At 66.6% G+C, this 19757-nt stretch carries 19 protein-coding genes; 9 read left to right on the top strand and 10 right to left on the bottom strand.

What is annotated here, in order from left to right; translation table 11 throughout:
* Window positions 1-68: 68 nt before the first annotated feature.
* Window positions 69-2174 carry a PTS sugar transporter subunit IIC/EAL domain-containing protein gene (locus tag CLM73_RS22755; RefSeq protein WP_105240349.1) on the top strand — a complete coding sequence of 702 codons (2106 nt, stop codon included), beginning with the start codon at window positions 69-71 and terminating at the stop codon, window positions 2172-2174.
* Here CLM73_RS22755 and CLM73_RS22760 read toward each other — a convergent pair.
* Both CLM73_RS22760 and CLM73_RS22765 read right to left on the bottom strand, forming a co-directional pair.
* The gene (locus tag CLM73_RS22760) at window positions 2167-3069 is read right to left on the bottom strand and encodes a prohibitin family protein (RefSeq protein WP_409517454.1); all 903 of its coding nucleotides are present in this window, start codon (window positions 3067-3069) and stop codon (window positions 2167-2169) included. The genes CLM73_RS22755 and CLM73_RS22760 overlap by 8 nt on opposite strands.
* A gap of 244 nt (window positions 3070-3313) precedes the next feature.
* Complete coding sequence (locus CLM73_RS22765) at window positions 3314-3949, bottom strand: DMP19 family protein (protein WP_105240350.1); 636 nt, start codon at window positions 3947-3949, stop codon at window positions 3314-3316.
* A gap of 180 nt (window positions 3950-4129) precedes the next feature.
* Here CLM73_RS22765 and CLM73_RS22770 point away from each other — a divergent pair, with 180 nt between their 5' ends.
* The gene (locus CLM73_RS22770) at window positions 4130-5194 is read left to right on the top strand and encodes a M4 family metallopeptidase (RefSeq protein WP_105240351.1); all 1065 of its coding nucleotides are present in this window, start codon (window positions 4130-4132) and stop codon (window positions 5192-5194) included.
* A complete protein-coding gene (locus CLM73_RS22775; RefSeq protein WP_105240352.1) occupies window positions 5191-5523 on the top strand; it encodes a protealysin inhibitor emfourin in 333 nt (110 codons plus the stop codon). The genes CLM73_RS22770 and CLM73_RS22775 overlap by 4 nt, the downstream gene beginning before the upstream one ends.
* On the opposite strand, the gene CLM73_RS22780 is transcribed toward CLM73_RS22775, so the two are convergent.
* Window positions 5444-6766, bottom strand: a complete 1323-nt coding sequence (locus CLM73_RS22780; RefSeq protein ID WP_325048241.1) for an MFS transporter — start codon at window positions 6764-6766, stop codon at window positions 5444-5446. The two genes, CLM73_RS22775 and CLM73_RS22780, sit on opposite strands and share 80 nt — an antisense overlap.
* A 142-nt stretch (window positions 6767-6908) precedes the next feature.
* Here CLM73_RS22780 and CLM73_RS22790 point away from each other — a divergent pair, with 142 nt between their 5' ends.
* Window positions 6909-7715 (top strand): AraC family transcriptional regulator, encoded by an 807-nt coding sequence (locus CLM73_RS22790; RefSeq protein ID WP_105240355.1) that lies wholly within the window; start codon window positions 6909-6911, stop codon window positions 7713-7715.
* 20 nt (window positions 7716-7735) lie between these two features.
* Here the strand turns inward: CLM73_RS22790 and tam are convergent, their stop codons facing one another.
* Window positions 7736-8509 (bottom strand): trans-aconitate 2-methyltransferase, encoded by a 774-nt coding sequence (tam, locus tag CLM73_RS22795; RefSeq protein WP_105240356.1) that lies wholly within the window; start codon window positions 8507-8509, stop codon window positions 7736-7738.
* A gap of 188 nt (window positions 8510-8697) precedes the next feature.
* Window positions 8698-9684 (bottom strand): TerC family protein, encoded by a 987-nt coding sequence (locus tag CLM73_RS22800; RefSeq protein WP_105241676.1) that lies wholly within the window; start codon window positions 9682-9684, stop codon window positions 8698-8700.
* Window positions 9685-9805: 121 nt separating this feature from the next.
* Between CLM73_RS22800 and CLM73_RS22805 the strand changes: the two genes are divergently transcribed.
* The 3 genes from CLM73_RS22805 to CLM73_RS22815 all read left to right on the top strand — a co-directional run bounded on the left by CLM73_RS22805 (window position 9806) and on the right by CLM73_RS22815 (window position 11881).
* Window positions 9806-10699 carry a LysR family transcriptional regulator gene (locus CLM73_RS22805; protein WP_105240357.1) on the top strand — a complete coding sequence of 298 codons (894 nt, stop codon included), beginning with the start codon at window positions 9806-9808 and terminating at the stop codon, window positions 10697-10699.
* Window positions 10700-10785: 86 nt separating this feature from the next.
* Entirely contained in the window at window positions 10786-11184 is a 399-nt protein-coding gene (locus CLM73_RS22810) for a hypothetical protein (RefSeq protein ID WP_105240358.1), read from the top strand.
* A 52-nt stretch (window positions 11185-11236) separates the two neighbouring features.
* Complete coding sequence (locus CLM73_RS22815) at window positions 11237-11881, top strand: hypothetical protein (RefSeq protein ID WP_105240359.1); 645 nt, start codon at window positions 11237-11239, stop codon at window positions 11879-11881.
* 73 nt (window positions 11882-11954) lie between these two features.
* Here the strand turns inward: CLM73_RS22815 and CLM73_RS22820 are convergent, their stop codons facing one another.
* From CLM73_RS22820 to CLM73_RS22835, 4 genes are all read right to left on the bottom strand, one after another.
* On the bottom strand, window positions 11955-12356 hold the full coding sequence (locus tag CLM73_RS22820; protein ID WP_105240360.1) for a hypothetical protein: 402 nt from the start codon (window positions 12354-12356) through the stop codon (window positions 11955-11957).
* 127 nt (window positions 12357-12483) lie between these two features.
* Window positions 12484-14853 carry a TonB-dependent siderophore receptor gene (locus tag CLM73_RS22825; RefSeq protein ID WP_105240361.1) on the bottom strand — a complete coding sequence of 790 codons (2370 nt, stop codon included), beginning with the start codon at window positions 14851-14853 and terminating at the stop codon, window positions 12484-12486.
* A gap of 228 nt (window positions 14854-15081) precedes the next feature.
* Window positions 15082-16083 (bottom strand): FecR family protein, encoded by a 1002-nt coding sequence (locus CLM73_RS22830; RefSeq protein ID WP_234015716.1) that lies wholly within the window; start codon window positions 16081-16083, stop codon window positions 15082-15084.
* On the bottom strand, window positions 16070-16624 hold the full coding sequence (locus CLM73_RS22835; RefSeq protein WP_234015717.1) for an RNA polymerase sigma factor: 555 nt from the start codon (window positions 16622-16624) through the stop codon (window positions 16070-16072). The genes CLM73_RS22830 and CLM73_RS22835 overlap by 14 nt, the downstream gene beginning before the upstream one ends.
* A gap of 77 nt (window positions 16625-16701) precedes the next feature.
* Here CLM73_RS22835 and CLM73_RS22840 point away from each other — a divergent pair, with 77 nt between their 5' ends.
* Together CLM73_RS22840 and CLM73_RS22845 are read left to right on the top strand one after the other, a co-directional pair.
* Window positions 16702-17280, top strand: a complete 579-nt coding sequence (locus tag CLM73_RS22840) for a YdcF family protein (RefSeq protein ID WP_105240363.1) — start codon at window positions 16702-16704, stop codon at window positions 17278-17280.
* 40 nt (window positions 17281-17320) lie between these two features.
* Complete coding sequence (locus CLM73_RS22845) at window positions 17321-18364, top strand: histone deacetylase family protein (RefSeq protein WP_105240364.1); 1044 nt, start codon at window positions 17321-17323, stop codon at window positions 18362-18364.
* 30 nt (window positions 18365-18394) lie between these two features.
* Here the strand turns inward: CLM73_RS22845 and CLM73_RS22850 are convergent, their stop codons facing one another.
* Entirely contained in the window at window positions 18395-19729 is a 1335-nt protein-coding gene (locus tag CLM73_RS22850; RefSeq protein ID WP_105241678.1) for an MFS transporter, read from the bottom strand.
* Window positions 19730-19757: the final 28 nt, after the last annotated feature.

Here is a 19757-nt window from a genome sequence, read left to right on the forward strand (position 1 = left end):
ATGCGGCAACGGATTTTTACCCCCGGCCAGACGTGAATCGCCCGGGCCCCTTGCGTGACACGACGGCCATGCCGAAATCGATCTTCCCGCAGTACCCAAGAGATCGGCTGGCCGCCCTGGCAAGCGCCAATTCCCTGCGCGCGATCCGCGAAGGCCTGCTGTGGGCCATGCCCTGCCTGCTGGTCTCCGCCTTGTTCCTGGTGCTGTCGGTCTGCGCGCGGCTGTTCGGCCTGCCCGACGGCATCGCCGATCTGCTGGCCGGTCTGCACCGCGCACTGTCGGGCGTCATCCCCCTGCTGGCCGGCACGGCCATCGGCTACATGCTGTCGATCCGCCACCGGCTCCCGCACCTGCCCACCGCGCTGCTGTGCCTGTGCTTTGTCGTCCTCGCCGAAACCCTGCTGGCGCCCTACCCCCGCGCGGCCTCCACCCTTACCTTGTTCATCGCGATCGTCACGCCGATCGCGGCTGTGCCGGCGATGGCCTGGCTGCACCGGCGCCGCTGGACGCAACTGGCGCCGGACGGACTGATCGGCGAAAACGTCCGCGACTCGCTGAACATGATCGTGCCGGGCTTGCTGACCGCGGGCCTGGTGATGGCGGTGCTGTCGGCCGCGTTGCGCATCCCCGCGGTGGCGCAGGTCGACATTCCGCTGAGCCTCGCGTCGCTGGACAGCCCCTACACGTCCGGCGCGCTGGTGGCCGCGCTCAATTCCCTGTTCTGGTTTTTCGGCATACACGGCGCGCAGGCCATGGCGCCCATCATGGACGTGCTGGACCAGGCGACCCGGCTCAACGCCACGAGCGTGGCCGCGGGCTACGAAGGCGTCTATACGCTGAACGGCACGCTGCTGGGCGCATTCGTCTTCATTGGGGGCTCGGGCGCGACGTTGTCGCTGGTGGTGGCGATCCTGCTGTTTTCGCGCAGCGATTCGCTGCGAGTGCTGGCGCTGGCCAGCATTCCGGTGTCGCTGCTGAACATCAACGAGATCCTGCTGTTCGGCCTGCCGCTCATCCTGAATCCCCGCCTGCTGCTGCCCTTCGTGCTGACGCCCATGGTCAACGTGCTGGTTGCGGTGGCGGTCGTACAGCTGGGCTGGCTGGCCCCCGCCACCGTGGCGCTGCCGTTGACGTCGCCCGTGCTGTTCAACGCGTACCTGGGTGCGGGCGAGCACCTGGCGGGGATCGTGCTGCAGTGCGCGCTGGTCGCGCTGGGCGCCTGCATCTATGTGCCCTTCCTGATCGCGCTGGAGCGCCAGCGCCAGGCCGACGCCACGGTGTACTTCAAGTCGCTGGACACCACCTTTCCGCAGCTGCAGGAAGAATCCCTGCTGTATGCGCATGACCCCGTCGCGTCCACCTACGCCACGCGGGCGCGCCGTCAGGCCGAGGTCGCGCGCATCCGCGCGATCAGCGAATACGATTTCTACCTGGAGTTCCAGCCGCAGGTCTCTCTGCGCACGGGCCTATGCACCGGCTGCGAGGCCCTGCTGCGCGCCACCGGCCCCGAAGGCACGCAACAGGCGCCGCTGGAATTCTTGCGCTGGCTGGCGCGGGCCGACCTGATGCGCGAAGTCGATCTCTGGGTGGCGCGGCAGGCCGTGCTGCAATGCCTGGCGTGGCGCGCGCAAGGCTTCACGATGCCGATGACCATCAACGTCACGAGCGGCACATTGACGTCGCCGGCCTTTCTGGACCGCTTGATCAAGGTGCTGGCGCAGGCGCAGGGCCAGGTTTCGGTCGAGCTCACGGAAGACGCGCTTGTCGAAGACGCCGACGCATTGCACACGGCGTTTGACCGCCTGCATGGCATCGGCGCGCGCGTCTATATCGACGACTTCGGCACGGGGTATTCGGCGCTGAGCTATCTGCACCAGTTCCAGATCGACGCCGTCAAGATCGACCGCAGCTTCGTGATGGCGCAGAGCCACGACCGGGGCGCGCTGGTGATGAGCGGCCTGCTGCGATTCTGCGAGGCGCTGAATCTGCAGATCATCGTCGAGGGTGTGGAAACCGAGGGGCAGTTGTCCGCGCTGGCGTCCAGCGCGGAGATCGTCGTGCAGGGGTGGTATTACAGCAAGGCGGTGTCCGGCGAACACGTCGTGGACTTCGCGCGCCGGCGGCGCGAGCTCTCCGCCCTGCCGGCGCATCCTGCCAGTGCGGCCGCTATTTGATGCCGATGAACGGCAGCGCGGCACCCGGCACTTGCGTGGACGGCAGCACGCCATCCCACTTTTCAACGGCGTTCAGGCTCACCAGATTGGTGTTGGCGGCCAGCGCCTCGGCCTTGGCTCGGATCGACGCGGCTTCTGCTTCGCCGCGCATGCGGATGCCATCGGCTTCCGCGGTGAACTGCTGACGGCGCGCGTCGGCTTCGGCCTTGGCCTTGACCACCTGGATCTCGGCGGTGATCATCGCCGTTTCCTTTTGCTGGCGCGTCGTCTCGATCTGCACCTGCGCCAGCATGCGCTGTTCGATCGAGTGCTCGTAGGCCTGCGAAAAACCCACCTCTTCGATTTGCACGCCCACCACCTGCACCGGCGCGCCTTCCATCGTCTTGAGCACGGCGTTGTTCACGTCCAAACCCAGCTTCTGGCGTTCCTGAATGGCGCGCACGGCCGTGTACTGGCCAAACACGTTCTTCACCGCGTCCGGCGTCTTGCGTTCCAGCACGCGCATCTGCAGATTGGCGATGGTGCCGTACTCGGAGTAGAGCTCGGCCACGTGCTCGGACGGCACGCGGTAGGTGACCGACACGCGCAGCGTCGCGGGCTGCTGGTCGTAGCTGTAGGCCTCGAGCTTTTCGAACACGAAGGTGTGGTCGCGCACGGACACCGTCATCACGTTGTCGATAAAGGGCGTCTTGAAATCCAGGCCGGGTTCGGCCACGCGCACGAGCTTGCCGTTGCGCAGCACCACGCCGCGTTCGCCCTGGTCCACCTGGAACCACGACCCGAAAGCGATGAACAGGATCAGCAGGAAGATGAGCGCGGTGCCAATGGCGAATTTCAGGTTGCGCGGCTTGACCGCGCCGATCGTCTTGACCATCTGGATATCTGTCGGCTTCATCTTCACTTCCAATCCCTGTCTGTTCTTTTGCGTTTACGGTCCGAGAGCACCGCTGCGATGCCGCGCGCGAGCAGATAGGCGATCACCGCCGCCCCCACCAAGATCAGGAAATACCGCATCGAGCGTCCCCCCCGGGAAAGAAGGACGGGATTCTATCCCGCAGCAGGCGCGCCGCCGCAGGCGTGTATCGACGTAATGTGGCGATACGTTTCTGAACGTATCAAGGACGGCGGTTTGACCGGTTTCAGGCGCCGTACCAGCGCAATCCCAGCCGCGACAGCGAGTCCGGGTAGTCCCAGAATGCGTGGTCCAGCGTCTCCATCTGCTCCTGCTCTTCTTCGGTCATTGCGCCGTAGATGTCGTTGAGCTGCACCACCTCGGGCGAGTCCTCGAAACGGTCGATGAGCCCGCGCATGCGCGACAGGATGTCCAGCGCGTGCACGGCGCCGATCTTGCGCAGGGCCTGCAACGCCAGCTGGCAGGTCTCATCGCCCCAGTTGCACAAAAACTGCATGAAGCCGCCATTGTTGATGTCGGCCTCCATGCGCCACAGGGCCACCAGTTCCTGGTCGGTTTCCGACAACCGGTCGAGCTTCCATTCCGCGGCTTGGAGCGTCGCCATGGCCCGTTCGTAGCGCTGGTCCCACAGCAGGTCGTGCACGTTCAGCATGCCCTCTGGCACCGGTGCGGCCAGCGCGGGCCACACGACGCCATGCCCATCGTCCACCAGTTGCCATTGCGCGCGCGCCTCGGGTGTCGCCTCGTGCAGGCGGATGTGCCGCCGGATCGGCTCCTTGACCTCGTGGCCGTCGGCAAGCGTCAACAGCACGTGCGTATCGGTGAGCGACAGGGAAACGATGCGGTAGTCAGGAGCGGGCATGCAAGGATCCGGCAAAACAGGAAAGCGCAAGACGCTACCGGATCGGCGCGGCGCTGTCGAGGCGCGCGCGTTGCCGCCGCGCATCGCGCCGCATCCTGTTACGGCGCGCTGTCCACCCATCTGCTACGTTAACCAGGCACGCGCCGGGGGCCCCTCCGGCGCCCTTGCTGGAGACCGACCATGCCCCGCCCTTCCGAGTCCGCTCCATTGATCGGAGTGGTCCCGCCCTACATGCTGGACCGGCTTGCGCAGCACACCGATGCGCGCGTCAGCATGCCTGCCGTCAAGACGATGATCATCGATCAGCAGCAACGCAGCCTGCGCGAGATGGCCGAGCAGCCGCCGCGCGCAACGCTCGCGCCGGCGCGACAGGTGGCGCCGGCCGGTACGCCGGACCGCGCCGTGCACGACGCAGGCAACAGCACCACGCTGCCCGGCAAGCTGGTGCGGGCCGAGGGCGCACGGCCCAGCGGCGACGCCGCGGTCGACGAGGCTTACGCCCATCTGGGTTCGACCTACAAGCTTTTCTGGAACGTCTACAAGCGCCACTCCATCGACGCGCACGGCCTGCCGCTGATCGGCACGGTGCATTACGGCGAGGACTACGAAAACGCCTTCTGGAACGGCGCGCAGATGGTGTTTGGCGATGGCGACGGCGAAATCTTCAACCGCTTCACGGTCGCCGTCGACATCATCGGCCATGAGCTCACGCACGGCGTGATCGACACCGAGGCGGCGCTGCTCTATCAGGGCCAATCGGGCGCGCTGAACGAATCGCTGTGCGACGTGTTCGGCGCGCTGGTCAAGCAGTATTCGCTGGGGCAGACCGCCCGGCAGGCGGACTGGCTGGTGGGCCAGGGCCTCTTCACGGAAAAGGTGCGGGCGCGCGCGCTGCGCTCCATGGCCGCGCCGGGCACCGCGTACGACGATCCTGTGCTGGGCAAGGACCCGCAGCCCGCGCACATGCGCGATTACGTCGATACGCCACGCGACAACGGCGGTGTGCATATCAATTCGGGCATTCCCAACCGCGCGTTCCATCTGGCCGCCACGGCGCTGGACGGCAATGCATGGAACGGCGCGGGCCAGGTCTGGTACGACACGCTGTGCGACAAGCGCCTGCGTCACGACGCCGGGTTCGAGGATTTTGCGGGCCTGACGATTCAGATCGCCGGCGAGAAGCACGAGGCGGCCGTGCGCCGCGCCATCGAAGCGGCCTGGAAGGCCGTGGGAGTGCTGCCATGATCGAACTGCCTTCGCTGGATCTCGCCCAACTGGTGCGCCTGACCCGCGAGGGCGGCCTGGCGTATCTGCCCGGCCTGGCGCAGCCGCGCCACATCGACATGACCGCCTGCCCGCCGGGCGTGCGGCAGGAAGTGTGCGAAGCGCTGCTGCATGCCGCGCCCAAGGCCGTGTCGTGCGAGCCGGATGCGCGCGGCGATCAGCGCTACTTCCACGTTGAAGTGGAGTTCGCAGGCGCGCACGCGCCGCGGATCACTTTTGACGTGCCCGAGGCGGATGCGCCGCAGACGCTGGTGCAGCTGTGGAAGCGCCAGGCCGGCCAATCTGAATAGCGCGCCCGGCGTACAGCCCGGCCACTGCCATCAGCGCGCACAACGCGGCGCACACGCCCAGCGCAACGCCCCAGCCGCCCAGCGCGTCGTGCACGCTGCCCACCAGCGTGGGGCCCGTCGCGGCGAACAGATACCCCACGCACTGCGCCATGCCCGACAGGGCCGCCGCCTGTTGCGCGTGGCTGGCGCGCAGTCCGACAAACGCCAGGCCCAGGATGATGCCCGCGCCGGTGCCCAACCCCAGGAACGCGATCCACACCACGCCCCATGCGGGCGCGGCGATCAGCCCCATGAACGCCACGAACGACGCGCCTGCCGCGCAGAACGCCGCCACGCGCTGGTCCTTCAAGCGGCGCAGCAACGGCGCCAGAAACAGCGCGGGCGCCGCGGACGCCAGCTGCATGAAGCCGTGCAGCGATCCGGCGCGCTCGGCCGAAAAGCCCGCGTCGTGCAGGATGGCGGGCAGCCAGCTCACCGCCACATAGAACACGAACGAATTGATGCCCAGGTACGCCGTGACCTGCCAGGCCAGCGGCGAGCGCCACAGACGCACGCCGTGCGGCGCATGCGCGGTGGTCGCGGCGGGCGGCGTATGGTTGGCAAGCTGCGGCAGCCACAGCAAGAGGCTGAGCAGCGGCAGCGCCAGCATGCACAGCGTCGAAAACCGCCAGCCACCCAGTTGAAACCCGGCCAACGGCAGTTCGGCCAGCGGAATGGCGATGGCCGACGCCAGCCCGGCCGCCAGGCCCATCGTCAGCACATAGGCCGACGTCAAGCCCGCCAGGCGTTGCGGAAAATCGCGCTTGAGCAAGCTGGGCAGCAGCACGTTGCCCAGCGCAATGCCCGCGCCGATGATGGCCGTGCCGGCGTACAGACCCACGGCGCCGCCCAGCACGCGGATCCCGATCCCGCCGGCAATCAGCAGCAGCGCCGCAAACAGCGTGCGTTCCAGTCCGAACCGGCGCGCCAGTCCCGCGGCAAACAGCGACACCACCGCAAAGGCCAGCAGAGGCAGCGTGATAAGCATCCCCGCCGCCGCCGACGACAGGCCCAGTTCGGCGCGGATGAGACCGATGAGCGGCGGCACGCCCGTGAACGGCGCGCGCAGGGCCATCGCGATGCAGAGGATGCCAAGGATCAGCAGCGCGGGGCGGCTGGGCGTCGGGTGCCTGGATGCGGGATGGCTGGCTGTGGGGTGGCTAGGTGTGGGGTGGCTCGGCATCGGGTGGCGGGAGGCTTGCATGGGGTCAACGTGGAAATTCTTCAGGGATGGAGGCCCTATTCGATCCCGCCAGCTTACGCATCGGCCGCTTTACCGAATTTCGAGATAATGACAAACTCTCTCGCAATCCGGCCAACCCTGCCCTTCTGCCCGGCCGACGCCCATGCGCACGCCCGACACGCCCCCCGCCCCTTTTGATCCCGACAGCCCCACGCAATGGGCGTTCGCCATGCCCGTGCATGCGGCTGAACGGGACAACGAATCGCCCACGCACCAGCATCAAATGGGCCAGCTCGTCCTGGCGCTGCGTGGCGGGGTCACGTGCTCGGTGGCGCAGGGCCTGTGGATGGTGCCGCCGCAGTGCGCCGTCTGGATTCCCGGCGGCGTGCCGCACAGCAATCGCGTGACCGCCAATGGCCGCGTGTGCTTCCTGTTCGTGCCGGCCGATGCGCCGCGCCTGCCCACGGCTTGCTGCACGCTGTCGATCACCCCGCTGGTGCGCGAGCTGGTCGTGCACCTGGCCCACCTGACGCCCGCCGAGGCTGCGGCCGCCGCCAACCGCAAGCTGGCCGACGTGCTGCTGGACCAGTTGTCGCACATGCCCACCGAGCAGCTGCACCTGCCGATCTCCGACCACCCGCGCCTGCGCGAAATCGCCGGGGCGCTGAACGCCGATCCCGCCGACCGCAGCACCGTCGCGCAGTGGGGCAAACGCGTCGCCATGAGCGAACGCACGCTGGCGCGGCTGGTGCAGCAGGAGGTCGGCATGAGCTTCGGCCGCTGGCGCCAGCAGTTGCACATCATCCTGGCGCTGCAGCGGCTGTCGGCGGGCGTGTCGGTGCAACGCACGGCGGAGGACCTGGGGTACGAATCGGTCAGCGCCTTCATCACCATGTTCAAGAAAACACTGGGCAAGACGCCCGCGCGTTACTTCGCGGACAAGACCGACGGGCAGGCGGCCATGCAGTAAGGGGGCCAGGCGTTGCGCCACTACGCCTGCTTGGCGCCCGCAACAATGAAAAGCCGCGGAAACGGCAGCAGCACCGTGCCGTCCGCCAGCGCGGGATAAGCCGCTTCGATCAGCGCCTGATAGCGCGCCAGAAAACCCGTCTGCTCATCGGCATCCAGCTTGTCCAGATACGGCCGCAGCGCCGTGCCCTTGAACCACTCCACGACTGCCGCGGCGCCGGCCAGCGGATGATGATAGGTCGTGCGCCACACATCCAGCGTGCCGCAATGCGGCTTGAGCAATTCGTAGTACCACGCCGCGCTGTGCCGCGGCGGATGCTTCACGCCGCCGGTCTTGGCGGCCCAAGGCGCCTCGCCGGCCACCTGGCGGGCAAGACGGTGCGCGGGCTCTTCCAGGTTGTCCGGCGTCTGCACCGCCAGGCTGCCGCCGGGCGCCAGCTTGGCCACCAGCGCCGGGTACAGCGTGGCGTGATCGGGCACCCACTGCAGCGCGGCATTGGCCAGGATCACGTCGTAGGCCTGCGGCGGATTCCAGCTGGCGATGTCTGCCAGTTCGAACGACAGCGACGGCATGCGCTTGCGGGCGGCGTCGATCATGTCCTGCGAACTGTCCATGCCTGAAATCTCCGCGTCCGGATAGCGGCTGGCCAGCACTTCGGTGGAATTGCCCGGCCCGCAACCCAGGTCCACGGCGTGCTTGACCACCAGGTTGGGCAGCGCCGCCACCAGGTCCCGCACCGGACGCGTGCGTTCGTTTTCAAAGGCGGAATACTGCTTGGCGGACCAGGTGTTCATGATCGTTCCTTGGATTCGGCTGAATGGCGCTGAGTGGCTACCCGTTAGCCGCCGACTGTACGCCTGGCCCTTTCCCCTGACAAATCCACAAAGCCGCCGCCTGCCATATCCCGCGCATATGGCGACCCACAAAAAAAATCCGCCCGCCGGGTTTGCCGGCGGGCGGGTTCGTGGGGCGGGAAGCCGGATTACTGGGGCTTCAGCTCATCCGAGCGGGTTTTCCACAGCGAGAACAGCACGCCGCCAAGAATCAGGCTGAACGTCACGCCCAGCGAGATCGCGGGAGGCACCTTGCCGATGAAGCCGACCAGGAAGATCTTCGTGCCGATGAACACCAGGACCAGAGCCAACGCGTACTTCAGGTAATGGAAGCGGTGGATCATCGCCGCCAGGGCAAAGTACAGCGCACGCAGGCCCAGGATCGCGAAGATGTTGCTCGTGTACACGATGAACGGGTCGGTCGTGATGGCGAAGATCGCGGGCACCGAGTCCACGGCAAACACCAGGTCGACGAACTCGATCAGCACCAGGGCCAGCAGCAGCGGCGTCGCATAACGCACCTTCTTGGACGTCGCCGGATCGGTCTCGGTCACCATGAACGCGTTGCCGCGCAGGCCGTCGGTGACACGCATGTGACGCTTCAGGAACTTCAGGATCGGGTTGGTCGCGATGTCAGGCGTCTGGTCCGCGATCATCCACATCTTGACGCCCGTGAACACCAGGAACAAGCCGAACAGATACAGCAGCCATCCGAAGTTGCTGACCAGCGCGGCGCCCAGGCCGATCATGGTGGCGCGCAGCACGATCACGCCCAGGATGCCCCAGAACAGCACACGGTGCTGATACTGGCGCGGGATCGCAAAGAAGCTGAAGATCAGCGCAATCACGAACACGTTGTCCATGGACAGCGACTTCTCGATCATGAAGCCCGTGTAATAGGCCATGCCGCTTTCGGCGCCCATGTTCCACCAGACCCAGCCGCCGAACAGCACGGCAGCCGAAATGTAGCCGGCGGAAAGCAGCAGGCTTTCACGCACGCCGATCTCGCGGTCTTCCTTGTGCAGCACACCCAGGTCAAAGGCCAGCAGGCTGACGACGATGCTGACGAAGAGCAGCCAGCTCCAGGTTGGCGTGCCGAGGAAATCGGCGTTGAAGAAGGTGATCAAAGTGTCCATGATTGCCCCGCTAGATTCGAAGGTGCCCATGATCCGGATCCGGCGCAGATGGAGAAATCAGCCTGAAAGTGAGTTAAGGTTCGAAAAAACCGAAGTGATCCGACAAAGTGAACCGACACCCATGCTGAACTACCGCCACCTGTACTACTTCTGGATGGTCGCCAAAGAGGGCGGGTTTTCCCGCGCCGCCGAACGCCTGGACATGGCCATCCAGACCATCAGCGCGCAGGTCCGCGAACTTGAAAAGAACCTGGGCCATCAGCTGCTCAAGCCGGCCGGCCGCGGCGTGACGCTGACCGATGCCGGCGAAGCGGCCTTCGCCCGCGCCGAAGAAATCTTCCAGATCGGGCAGGTTTTGCCGCAGGAAGTGCGCGCCGCGGCCACCAAGCCCGTCGTGCGCCTGTCCGTGGGCCTGTCGGACGGCATCTCCAAGCTGGCGGCACACGCCTTGCTGGGGCCGGTGCTGCATACGCCCGATCTGCATTTGACCTGTCATGAAGGTGAAGTCGAGGAGCTGCTGGGCGAGCTGGCGCGTCATCACCTGGATCTCGTGCTGGCCGGCCAGGGCGCCCCCGCCAACCCCAACCTGCGGCTTACCAGCGACCGTCTGGTGTCGTCGCCGGTGGATTGGTACGGCCCGGCCAAGCTGGTACGCAAATCGGACACGCTGGACTTTCCCGGCTGTCTGGCGCGCCTGCCGGTGCTGCTGCCCACCGGCCACTCGGTGCTGCGCCAGACGCTGGACCGATGGTTCGCGGAACAGGGCGTGTACCCGAACGTGGTCGGCGAGTTCGAGGACAGCGCGCTCATGTCGGTGTTTGCGGCGCGGGGGCTGGGCGTGTTTCCCCTCAGCCGGCTGGGCGGGGACGATGTCGCGCTGCTGCGCGGCCTGCGTCCGCTGGCGCGCTGCGACGACGTGCACGAGGAAATCCATGCCATCCGCAACCGCCGCGGCCAGCATCACCCCCTGGTCCGGGAGATCCTCGCTCAGGCTAAAACTTCGGTTTTATCTTAATGTTTGTCACATCCACTCTGGTTTTTCAGAAATAGAATCCCCGGTATCGTGGCCGTTCTTTTTGAGTCATCGGAGTACCTAATCAAATGAAGAAAATCATCTGGCTCGTTTTCGCCGTCCTCGCGGCGCTCTGGACCGGGCTGGTGGCGCTGACCCTGCAACTGACCGACTGGGTGCTGGTCACCATCGCCACGGCGCAGGTGCCCGGCACCGCCATCGACACCTCGCAATGGGTGGCGCCGGCCTGGGCGGCGCCGTGGGTTGACCCGGCATGGCTGCAATCGCTGCAAGGGGGCCTGGTCTGGGCCGCGCAAGGCCTGAACCAGGTCCTGCCCTTTGCCGGCAGCCTGGGTTCGCTGATCACCGTGCTGGGCTGGATCTGCTGGGGCTTCATCATGGCGGGCCTGCTGGTGCTTGCGCTGATCCTGCACTGGCTGGCTGGCAAGCGCGAGCAGCAGACGGCCCCGGGCCGTCAAGTGGTGTAAAAAGGGGCAGGCGACGCGCCGCCCGGCACGCTGCCCTCAACCGGAGCGTGCCGTGCCCTCTCGATCTACCCGCCGTCTGATCCTGCCGTTTGCGGCGCTGCTGGCCAGCGCCGCCGCGACATCCGGGCAGGCGGCGCCTTCACAACCCGCACCAACGCAAACCGCATCCCCCCACGGCATCGACGTGTGCACGGTGACGGGGACCTCGGGGCAATACAGCGTGCGGGTGCGAAACACCAGCGATAAGGCGCTATCCCACGCGGACGTCGTGGGCGTGCATCTGAACGCCGCGGGCCAGGGCGGCGACACCGTCACGGTCAACCTGCAGGACGTGCCGCCCGGCAAGTACAAGACCGCCGTCCTGGCGCGTCACGGCGAATCGGCGGCGCTGGTCAGCATCGCCACCTACCAGACGATCAACGGCGTCGACACGCCGCAGCAGGAACTCTACGCAGGCAAGGTCGCCCACGTGGCGCCCGGCTCGGCGTTGCAATACACGCTGGCGCCGCTGGCCCTGCGCGGCTGGACCGTGGCCTATGGCACGGCGCAGAGTCCCAAGCTGGAACCCGGCAGCGCGGTGCTCCTTATCTATCCCGCCCGCACCGGCAAGAAGCGTGACGTCACGCGGCCCGATGCCGGGCGCGCGCCGGCGGACGTGGTGCCATTGCATTCCTGCGCGACGCCCCGCAAACACTGATCGCAGTCGTTTACCAACGCGGGACCGCTCCGGTGCCGCGCGATCGCAGTCCAAAATCCACCTCGATTTCCCCTCACGTGCCGCTCAGCAGGTCGCGCTCGTTCAGCAGCGCATAGACGATCTCGGGCCGGTTGTCGAAACCGCGGCGGATGGCGGCAGGCAGCGACGCCCGCGTCTTGCGGCACAGGCCGGGCAGTTCTTCAAGCTGAATGGAAATGCCGCGCGAGGTCCGCACCTCGTTTTCGCTGGGCGTGATGAGGATCACGATGCCAAGCTGCGCCTGAATGCGCCCCTGCATCGCCCGCAGGTCGTCCAGGCTGGTGATGTTTTCCAGCCGCGCCACCAGGCGCTTTTCTTCTTCCCGCGTCAGCCGCAGGATCCGCAGGTCCGACGCCGGATTGGCCAGCAACTGCTCCCGGTCGCACACACAGGCGCCGGGAGGACATTCTTGGCGGATGGGAAACGGCAAGTTCATGGGGACGGTGCGCCAGCCAAAACGGCGCGGGACGGTATCTTCCGGATTCTAACCAGGATGAACGACCGCCCGCGGACGCGCACTGCTCGTTTACCCGCAAGCGCGGGCCCGGCCCGTCCCCGTCCCGCTACCAGTAATAGTTCAGGCTCAGCATCGCCTCGCGCTCCATGCCGCGGAACGTGTAGGTGTAGTAGCGCTTGTCGAACACGTTGTTGACGTTCAACGCGATGCGGTAGCGCGGCGTCTCGTAGGCGATGGCAACGTCGGCCAGCGTGAAGGCCGGGTTGTATTGCGTGGAGCCATCGGCCGCGGTGTTCAGCGGCGCCTTGCCGCGATAGCGCAAGCCGCCGCCCAGCATCAGGCCCTGCACCTGCTGCGGCCGGTAATCCAGCCACAGGCTTGCCGTCTGCCGCGCGGTCTGCGTGAGCTGGCGGCCCACGTCCTGCAGGCGGTTGCTCTTGGTCGTGCGCGGGTCGATGTAGGTGTAGCCGGCCATCACGCTGAGTTCACGCGAAAGCGGAAACTTCGCTTCCAGCTCGACGCCGGTCGAACGCACCTCGCCCGTCTGCACGCTGAACCGCGGATGGTCCGGGTCCTGCGTCGTCACGTTGGTCTGGCGGATGTCGAACACCGCCGCGGTAAAGAGCGCATCGGTGCCGGGCGGCTGGTACTTCAAGCCGACTTCGTACTGCTTGCCCTCGCGCGGCTTGAACGCCGTGCCGTCGAACTGCTTGCCCGTGATCGGATCGAATGCCGTCGAATAGCTGACGTACGGCGCCACGCCGTTGTCAAACAGATAGAGCAGGCCCACGCTGCCGGTGGTGGCCGAGTCGCTGATGCGCGGTTGCGTGGTGCTGGTCTGATTGGTGCGCACGAAGTCGCGCCGCAGGCTCACGTTGCCGACCCAGTTGTTCCACTTGAGCTGATTCAGCGTGTAGATGCCCGTCTGCTTCAGATCCGTGCGGGACGGATCCAGCTCGGGATACTCGATGTTCTGCCCATAGACCGGCGCGTAGATATCCAGGTTGGGCACATCCCAGCCAAAGCCCAGCGCATCGTTCTCCTTGTAGCGCAGGTAGTCCACGCCCAGCGCAAAGGTGTGCTGCAGGTCGCCCCACTTGAAATCGCGCGACGCGCGGCTGTCCACGGCAAACGTCTTGCCGTTGGTGCGTTGGGCCAGACTGCCGCGCGTGACCGTGCGCCGGTCGTCCAGCAGGTCCATCGCGTAGATGTGCCGGTAGTCGATGTCGATCTCGGAATAGCGCAGGTTCTGGCGCAGACGCCAGCCGTTGTCCGTGTCGTGCTCGAAGGCGTAGCCAATGGACTTGGTGTCGCGGTCGAAGCGGTCGAAATCCGGATCACCGGCCGTGCGGCTGAGCGGCAGGTCGCCGATCTCCGGATAGGTATACAGATTGGGCCACCAGCTCTTGGGCGTCGCGCGCTCCTTGGAATACGTACCCAGCACGGTCACCCGGGTCTGGTTCGTGATGTTCCACAGGATCGACGGCGCCACCGAGATCCGGTCGTCGCGCGAACCGTCCGTGCGGCCGTCGCTGTCGCGGCCCAGCACGTTCAGGCGATACAGCACCTTGCCTTCGGCGTCGAACGCGCCACCCAGGTCCGCCGTGAGCTGGCGGCGGTTGTACGTGCCGTAGCTGGCGCCGACGCTGTTGACGTGATCCGCGGAGGGCCGTTTGGAGACCACGTTGATGACCCCGCCCGGCCGCCCCTGGCCGAACAGCACCGACGCGGGGCCCTTCAGCACTTCGATGCTGTCGAGCTCTTCGATGTTGTCGTTCCAGGAGGCATACGTGCCGGTCGACAGTTGCTTCAGGCCATCCTTGAAGTAGGCGCTGCCGTCGCTGAAACCGCGAATGACGGCGCCCGTCATCCGTGCGTCGCTCGACCCCGACACCTCCGTCTGCACGCCGGGCGTGTAGGCCAGCGCGCTTTCCAGGTTGCGCGGCGCCTGCACCTTCAGCTGCTCCTGCGTCACGATCGACACCGAACGCGGCGTCTCGATCAGCGGCACACCCAGCTTGCCACTCTGGCTGGACAGCGCCACGTAGCTGTCCGCCGTTCCCACCGCCACGCCATGCACCGTCACCGGCTCGAGCTGGGCGGAGCCGCCGGACGGCGCGGTCAGCGACACATTGCGTCCATCACGCTGGAACGCGATGCCGGTGCCCGCCAGCAAGCGGCGCAGCGCCTCGTCCGGCGTCAGCTGTCCCGATACCGCCGGCGCGGTACGGCCGCGCACGGTCTCGGGCAGATAGAAGATCACCAGCGACGCCTGCTCGCCCAACTGGAGCAGCGCATCGCCCAGCGGCTGCGCCGTGATGCTGATCTGCACCGGCGCGGTCTGCGCCACCGCATCATTGGGCATGGCGCCCCACGCCAACGCCAGGGAAATCGCCAGCGCGCCGCAGGCGCCGTGCGCACCGCGTTTGGCGGCCTTGCGCGCCACTGCACGCTGCTTAACTTGCTCGTCCATCATCAGTAGAAAATTCCGGTACAACTGCCCGCGCTTTAAGCGCCCGACACCCTTGGCCAAAGGTTGCTTCCAGGGTCGATCCGCTTCGCGCGTACGGCCCCTTTCATCGGATAGACGCCGCAGGCCGGAAAAAACCGGAATGATTCTCGATAGAATATTTGAAACAAAATGATTCAGGCTGGCGACGGTCGCCCCGCGGCGTTCCGCGCGGCCTTGGCCGGGACCCCAGCCCTAACGCGGCGCCAGGACCGCGCCGCCCCCGGCGGGATACAGCACGATCACCGGGGCGATGTGAGGCAGCACGTCCAGCACCGATTCGGGCTCGTCGATCGGCAGGGTGCCGGCCACGCGCAGTTGCGCAAGCTTGCGGTCGTCGATCCGCAACGGAATGCGCAGATACCGGTTCAACTCCGCCACCACCTGCGCCAGCGGCGTGTCGCGGAACACCAGCCGGCCACGTTGCCAGGCCGTGACCGCTGCCACGTTTTCCTGATGCGGGGCGTCCAGGGGCGTGCCGGGCGCGTAGCGGGCAGCGTAGCCCGCCGTCAGGTGGCGCGTGGTCCTGTTCCACCATGAGCCCGCTGAGAACGCCACACTGCCCTCGTCCACCGCCAGCGCCACGGCATCCCCCTCGCGGCGGACGTTGAAACGCGTGCCCGTCACCCGCACCTGCGCCGCGCCCGCGTTCACCGTGAACGGCCGCGCCGCATCGGGGCTGACCGTGAACAAGGCCTCGCCCGCCAGCAGTTCGACCTCGCGCCGGTCCGCATACAGCGCGACCTGGAGTTGCGTGTCGGTGTTCAGTTCCACCAGGGAGCCATCGGGCAAGGCCACGCGCTTGCGCTCGCCCCGGGCGGTCGCCAGCGATTGCGTAAAACCGGGTGCGGGCGACCACAGCCGCGGGGCGATCACACCGGCGGCAACCGTCAAGGCACAGGCAGCCGACAGCCCCACGGCGAACCTGCGGCGGCCCGGTCGGGCGGGGGCCTCATCGGATCGCGCCAGGATCTCGCGCATCTCGTCTTGCGGCAGGCTATCCGCCACGCGCCACAAGGCCTGCATCGCGCGGTACTGGCGCGCGTGCTCAGGGTCCGCCGCCAGCCACGCGTCGAACGCGCGCCGTTCGGCCTCGTCCAGCGCGCCCAGTCGCTCGCGCGCGAACCAGTGCGCCGCCTGATCGCGCGGCGTCGCAGGCGTGGGGGAGGCGTCCGCGCGGGTATCAGTGCGGGGCATGATCTTGCAACCGGTCATGGATATGGGTCAGCGCGCGCTTCATGTGTTTTTCGACCGTGCTTTGCGTCAACCCGAGTTTCTCGGCGATTTCGGCCTGGGTGTAGCCCTCGAGCTTGTTCCACAGGAACACCTGCTGGCATTTGAGGGGCAGCTCGGACAGCGCCGACTTTAGCGCATCGGCAAGCTGCGCCGCGCGCATCGAAGACTCGGGATCCGCGTCGACGGGATGCTCGGCATCCGTCAACGTGTCCAGGCTCAGCACCTCGCGCCGCGATTGACGGCGGAACTCGCCGTTCAGGCGGTTCTGGCTGGCGCCATACAGGTAGGCCTTCGGGTCCAGCACGGCAGATTCGCCATTGCGCAGCATGTTGGCCACGACATCCTGCGCGGCATCCTCCGCGTCGTGCCGGCTCGTGCTGCGCCGGGTCCACGTCCCGATCAGCTCGCGGTAATGCGCGAGCCAACCTTTATCGGAGGGCGGTGGACGGGACATGGAGAGCAGCGGAAAGTTGCAGGCGGAAAGGGCCGCATTATCAATCATGATTCTCATTACGACAAATGCGGCAGCAACGCCTTTTGCCGTAAGCTCCTGCCCTCGTCTTCTTTCCCACACACGACATGACGTTTTCGTTCTGCCGATTTGCGACCCGCGCCGTGTTGATTCTGGCGGCGATCGTGCTGCTGGCGGCCGTCGTGCTGGCCGCGACTGGCCTGTCGGCTAGCGCGCGGAACGCCGACGTGGCGGTCGTGCTGGGCAACACCGTGCAGCCCGGCGGTCAGCCTTCGCCGCGCCTGGCCGCGCGACTGGACCGCGCGTTCGACTGCTACGCCGCATCGACATGCCGCATTCTGTTCGTCAGCGGCGGCGTCGACGCCGCCGGCACGGACGAGGCCGCCGCCATGCGCGACTACCTGCTGGCGCGCGGCGTGCCCGCCGACCGCATCGTCGTGGACAGCGCCGGCGTCGACACCTGGGCCACGGCCCGCCACGCCAGCGCCTACATGCGCGAGCACGGCTACACGCGCGCGCTGGCCGTGACGCAATACTTCCATGTGCCGCGCACGATGCTCGCGCTCAAGCGCCAGGGCGTCGCGGACGTAAGCGGCGGCTACCCGGCATTCTTCGAATTACGCGACGTCTATTCCGTTTTGCGCGAACTGCCCGCCGTGGCGCTGTATATTTTCCGGCCACTGTAGCGGCGCATCCGCCTGCCCTTCCCTTCCAGGACCTTCCATCGTGCTGATCTTCCACAACCCCGTTCACGACAAACACAGCGGCCGCCAGGAGATGTTCCGCGGCAAGCTGGTGCCCTGCCACGAAACGCCGGCAAGGCTGGAATACGTGCTGGACGCCCTGCGCCAGCGCGGCATCGGTGAATTGCGCACGCCCTCCGCGCCCGACATGGATCTGATCACACGCGTGCACACGCCGCGCTACGTGGACTTTCTGGAAAGCGCCTGGAACGAATGGATTGCGCTGGATCCGGCCAACGCGGCCCTCGACGTGCTGCCATCGATCTGGCCCGTGCGCGGATTTCGGCACGACGTCGAACCCACCAACTTTGCCGCGCGCGTCGGGCTGTTCTCGTTCGATAGCGGCTGTCCGCTGACGGCCGGCACCTGGGAGGCAGCCACCGCGGGCGCGGCCTGCGCCATCGACGCCGCGCGCGCCATTTCCCAAGGCCAGGGTCAACGCGCCGCCATGGCGCTGACGCGCCCGCCCGGCCATCATGCCGGCGCGGACTTCTTCGGCGGTTACTGCTTTTTGAACAACGCGGCGCTGGCGGCCCAGGCGCTTCGCGACGCCGGCGCGCAGCGCGTTGCCGTGCTGGACGTGGACTATCACCATGGCAACGGCACGCAGAGCATCTTCTATGATCGCGGCGACGTGCTGACCGTGTCGGTCCACGGCGACCCGACCACCGAGTATCCGTTCTATCTGGGATATGCGGACGAGCGCGGCGACGGCACGGGCCAGGGCTGCAACCTGAACCTGCCGCTTCCCGCCGGCAGCGACTTTGCGGCATGGACGGCCGCCTTGCAGCAGGGCCTGGATGCCGTGCGCGCATTCAAGGCCGATGCGCTGGTCGTCGCGCTGGGCGTGGATACGTACGAAGGCGATCCGATATCCAAGTTCAAGTTGAAGAGCGCCGACTATCTGCAGGTTGGCCGCATGCTGGCCGGCCTGGGCCTGCCGGCAGTGTTCACGATGGAAGGCGGCTATGCGGTCGCCGACGTGGGCATCAATGTGGCGAACGTGCTGGAAGGGTATCTGGGCTGAACGCCAGGGCAGCGACTCGCTGCCCCTCGTTCAATCGCGGGTTTCAAGCACCTTGTTGATGCGCAGTGCAATCAAGGTGCACGCCACGCCGGACAGCAGATACACGCTGACCGCCACCAGCCCGAATCGCGCCGACAGCCCCAGCGCCACCACCGGCGCGAACGCCGCGCCGACCAGCCACGCCATGTCGGACGTCAAGGCCGCACCGGTATAACGGAACCGCCGCGTGAAGTTGGCGGTGACCGTGCCGGATGCCTGCCCATACGACAGCCCCAGCAGCGCGAACCCGATCAAGATGAACGCATCCTGCGCCTTCGGCCCGCCGCCCAGCAACCACGGCGATACGATCGCGAACACGCCGATCAGCATCGCCAACAACCCCAGCGTTGTACGCCGCCCGATGCGATCAGCCAGCCATCCGGACGCGATCGTGCCCAGGATGCCGATCACCGCGCCGATGATCTGAACGATCAGCACATCCGAAATCTGTTGCGTGCCGCTGACAGCGATCCACGACAGCGGAAAAACCGTGACGAGGTGAAACAGCGCATAGCTGGCCAGCGCGGCGAACGCGCCGATGAAGAGGTTGTAGCCTTGCTGGCTGATGATCTCGCGGATGCCGATGGGTTCGAGTTCGCCTTCTTCAAGCAGCTGCGTGTATTCCTCGGTGACGACCAGCCGCAGCCGCGCAAACAGCGCCACGACGTTGATCGCAAACGCCACGAAGAACGGATAGCGCCAGCCCCATTCAAGAAAGTCCGCCTGCGTGAGCGTCACATGCAGATAGAGAAACAGCGCGCTGGCCACCAGGAAGCCGACGGGCGCGCCGAGCTGACCCATCATCGAATACCAGCCGCGGCGATTGGGCGGCGCGTTCAGCGCCAGCAGCGACGGCAGGCCGTCCCACGAGCCGCCAAACGCCAGGCCCTGCAGGCATCGGAACACCGCGAGCAAGGTGATGGCGTGCACGCCAATGGATTCATAGCTCGGCAGAAACGCCATGCCCACGGTCGCGGTGCCGAGCACGAACAAGGCGACGGTCAGCTTGGTGGCGCGGCCCCATCGGCGTTGGATCGCCATCGACAGCGCGGTGCCGATGGGACGCATGATGAAGGCGAAGGAAAAGATGATGAAGGCCGACAGCGTGCCTTCCAGCGGGTCTTCGAAGGGGAAGAACACCTTCGGAAAAACCAGCACGCACGCGATGCCGAAGACGAAGAAATCGAAGTATTCAGAGGCGCGTCCGACGACCACCCCGACGGCGATTTCACCGGGCGCCACCTTGGCGTGGCTGGCTCCGCCGCTGATCGCCCCGGGACCGGATCCGGGAGCGGGATGACCAGGATACTGCGTGGTGGTCGACATGGGTTCGCTCGCAAAAGAAGGTTCTGGA

The sequence above is a fragment of the Achromobacter spanius genome (genome assembly GCF_002966795.1).
GTDB classification, from domain to species: domain Bacteria; phylum Pseudomonadota; class Gammaproteobacteria; order Burkholderiales; family Burkholderiaceae_B; genus Achromobacter; species Achromobacter spanius_D.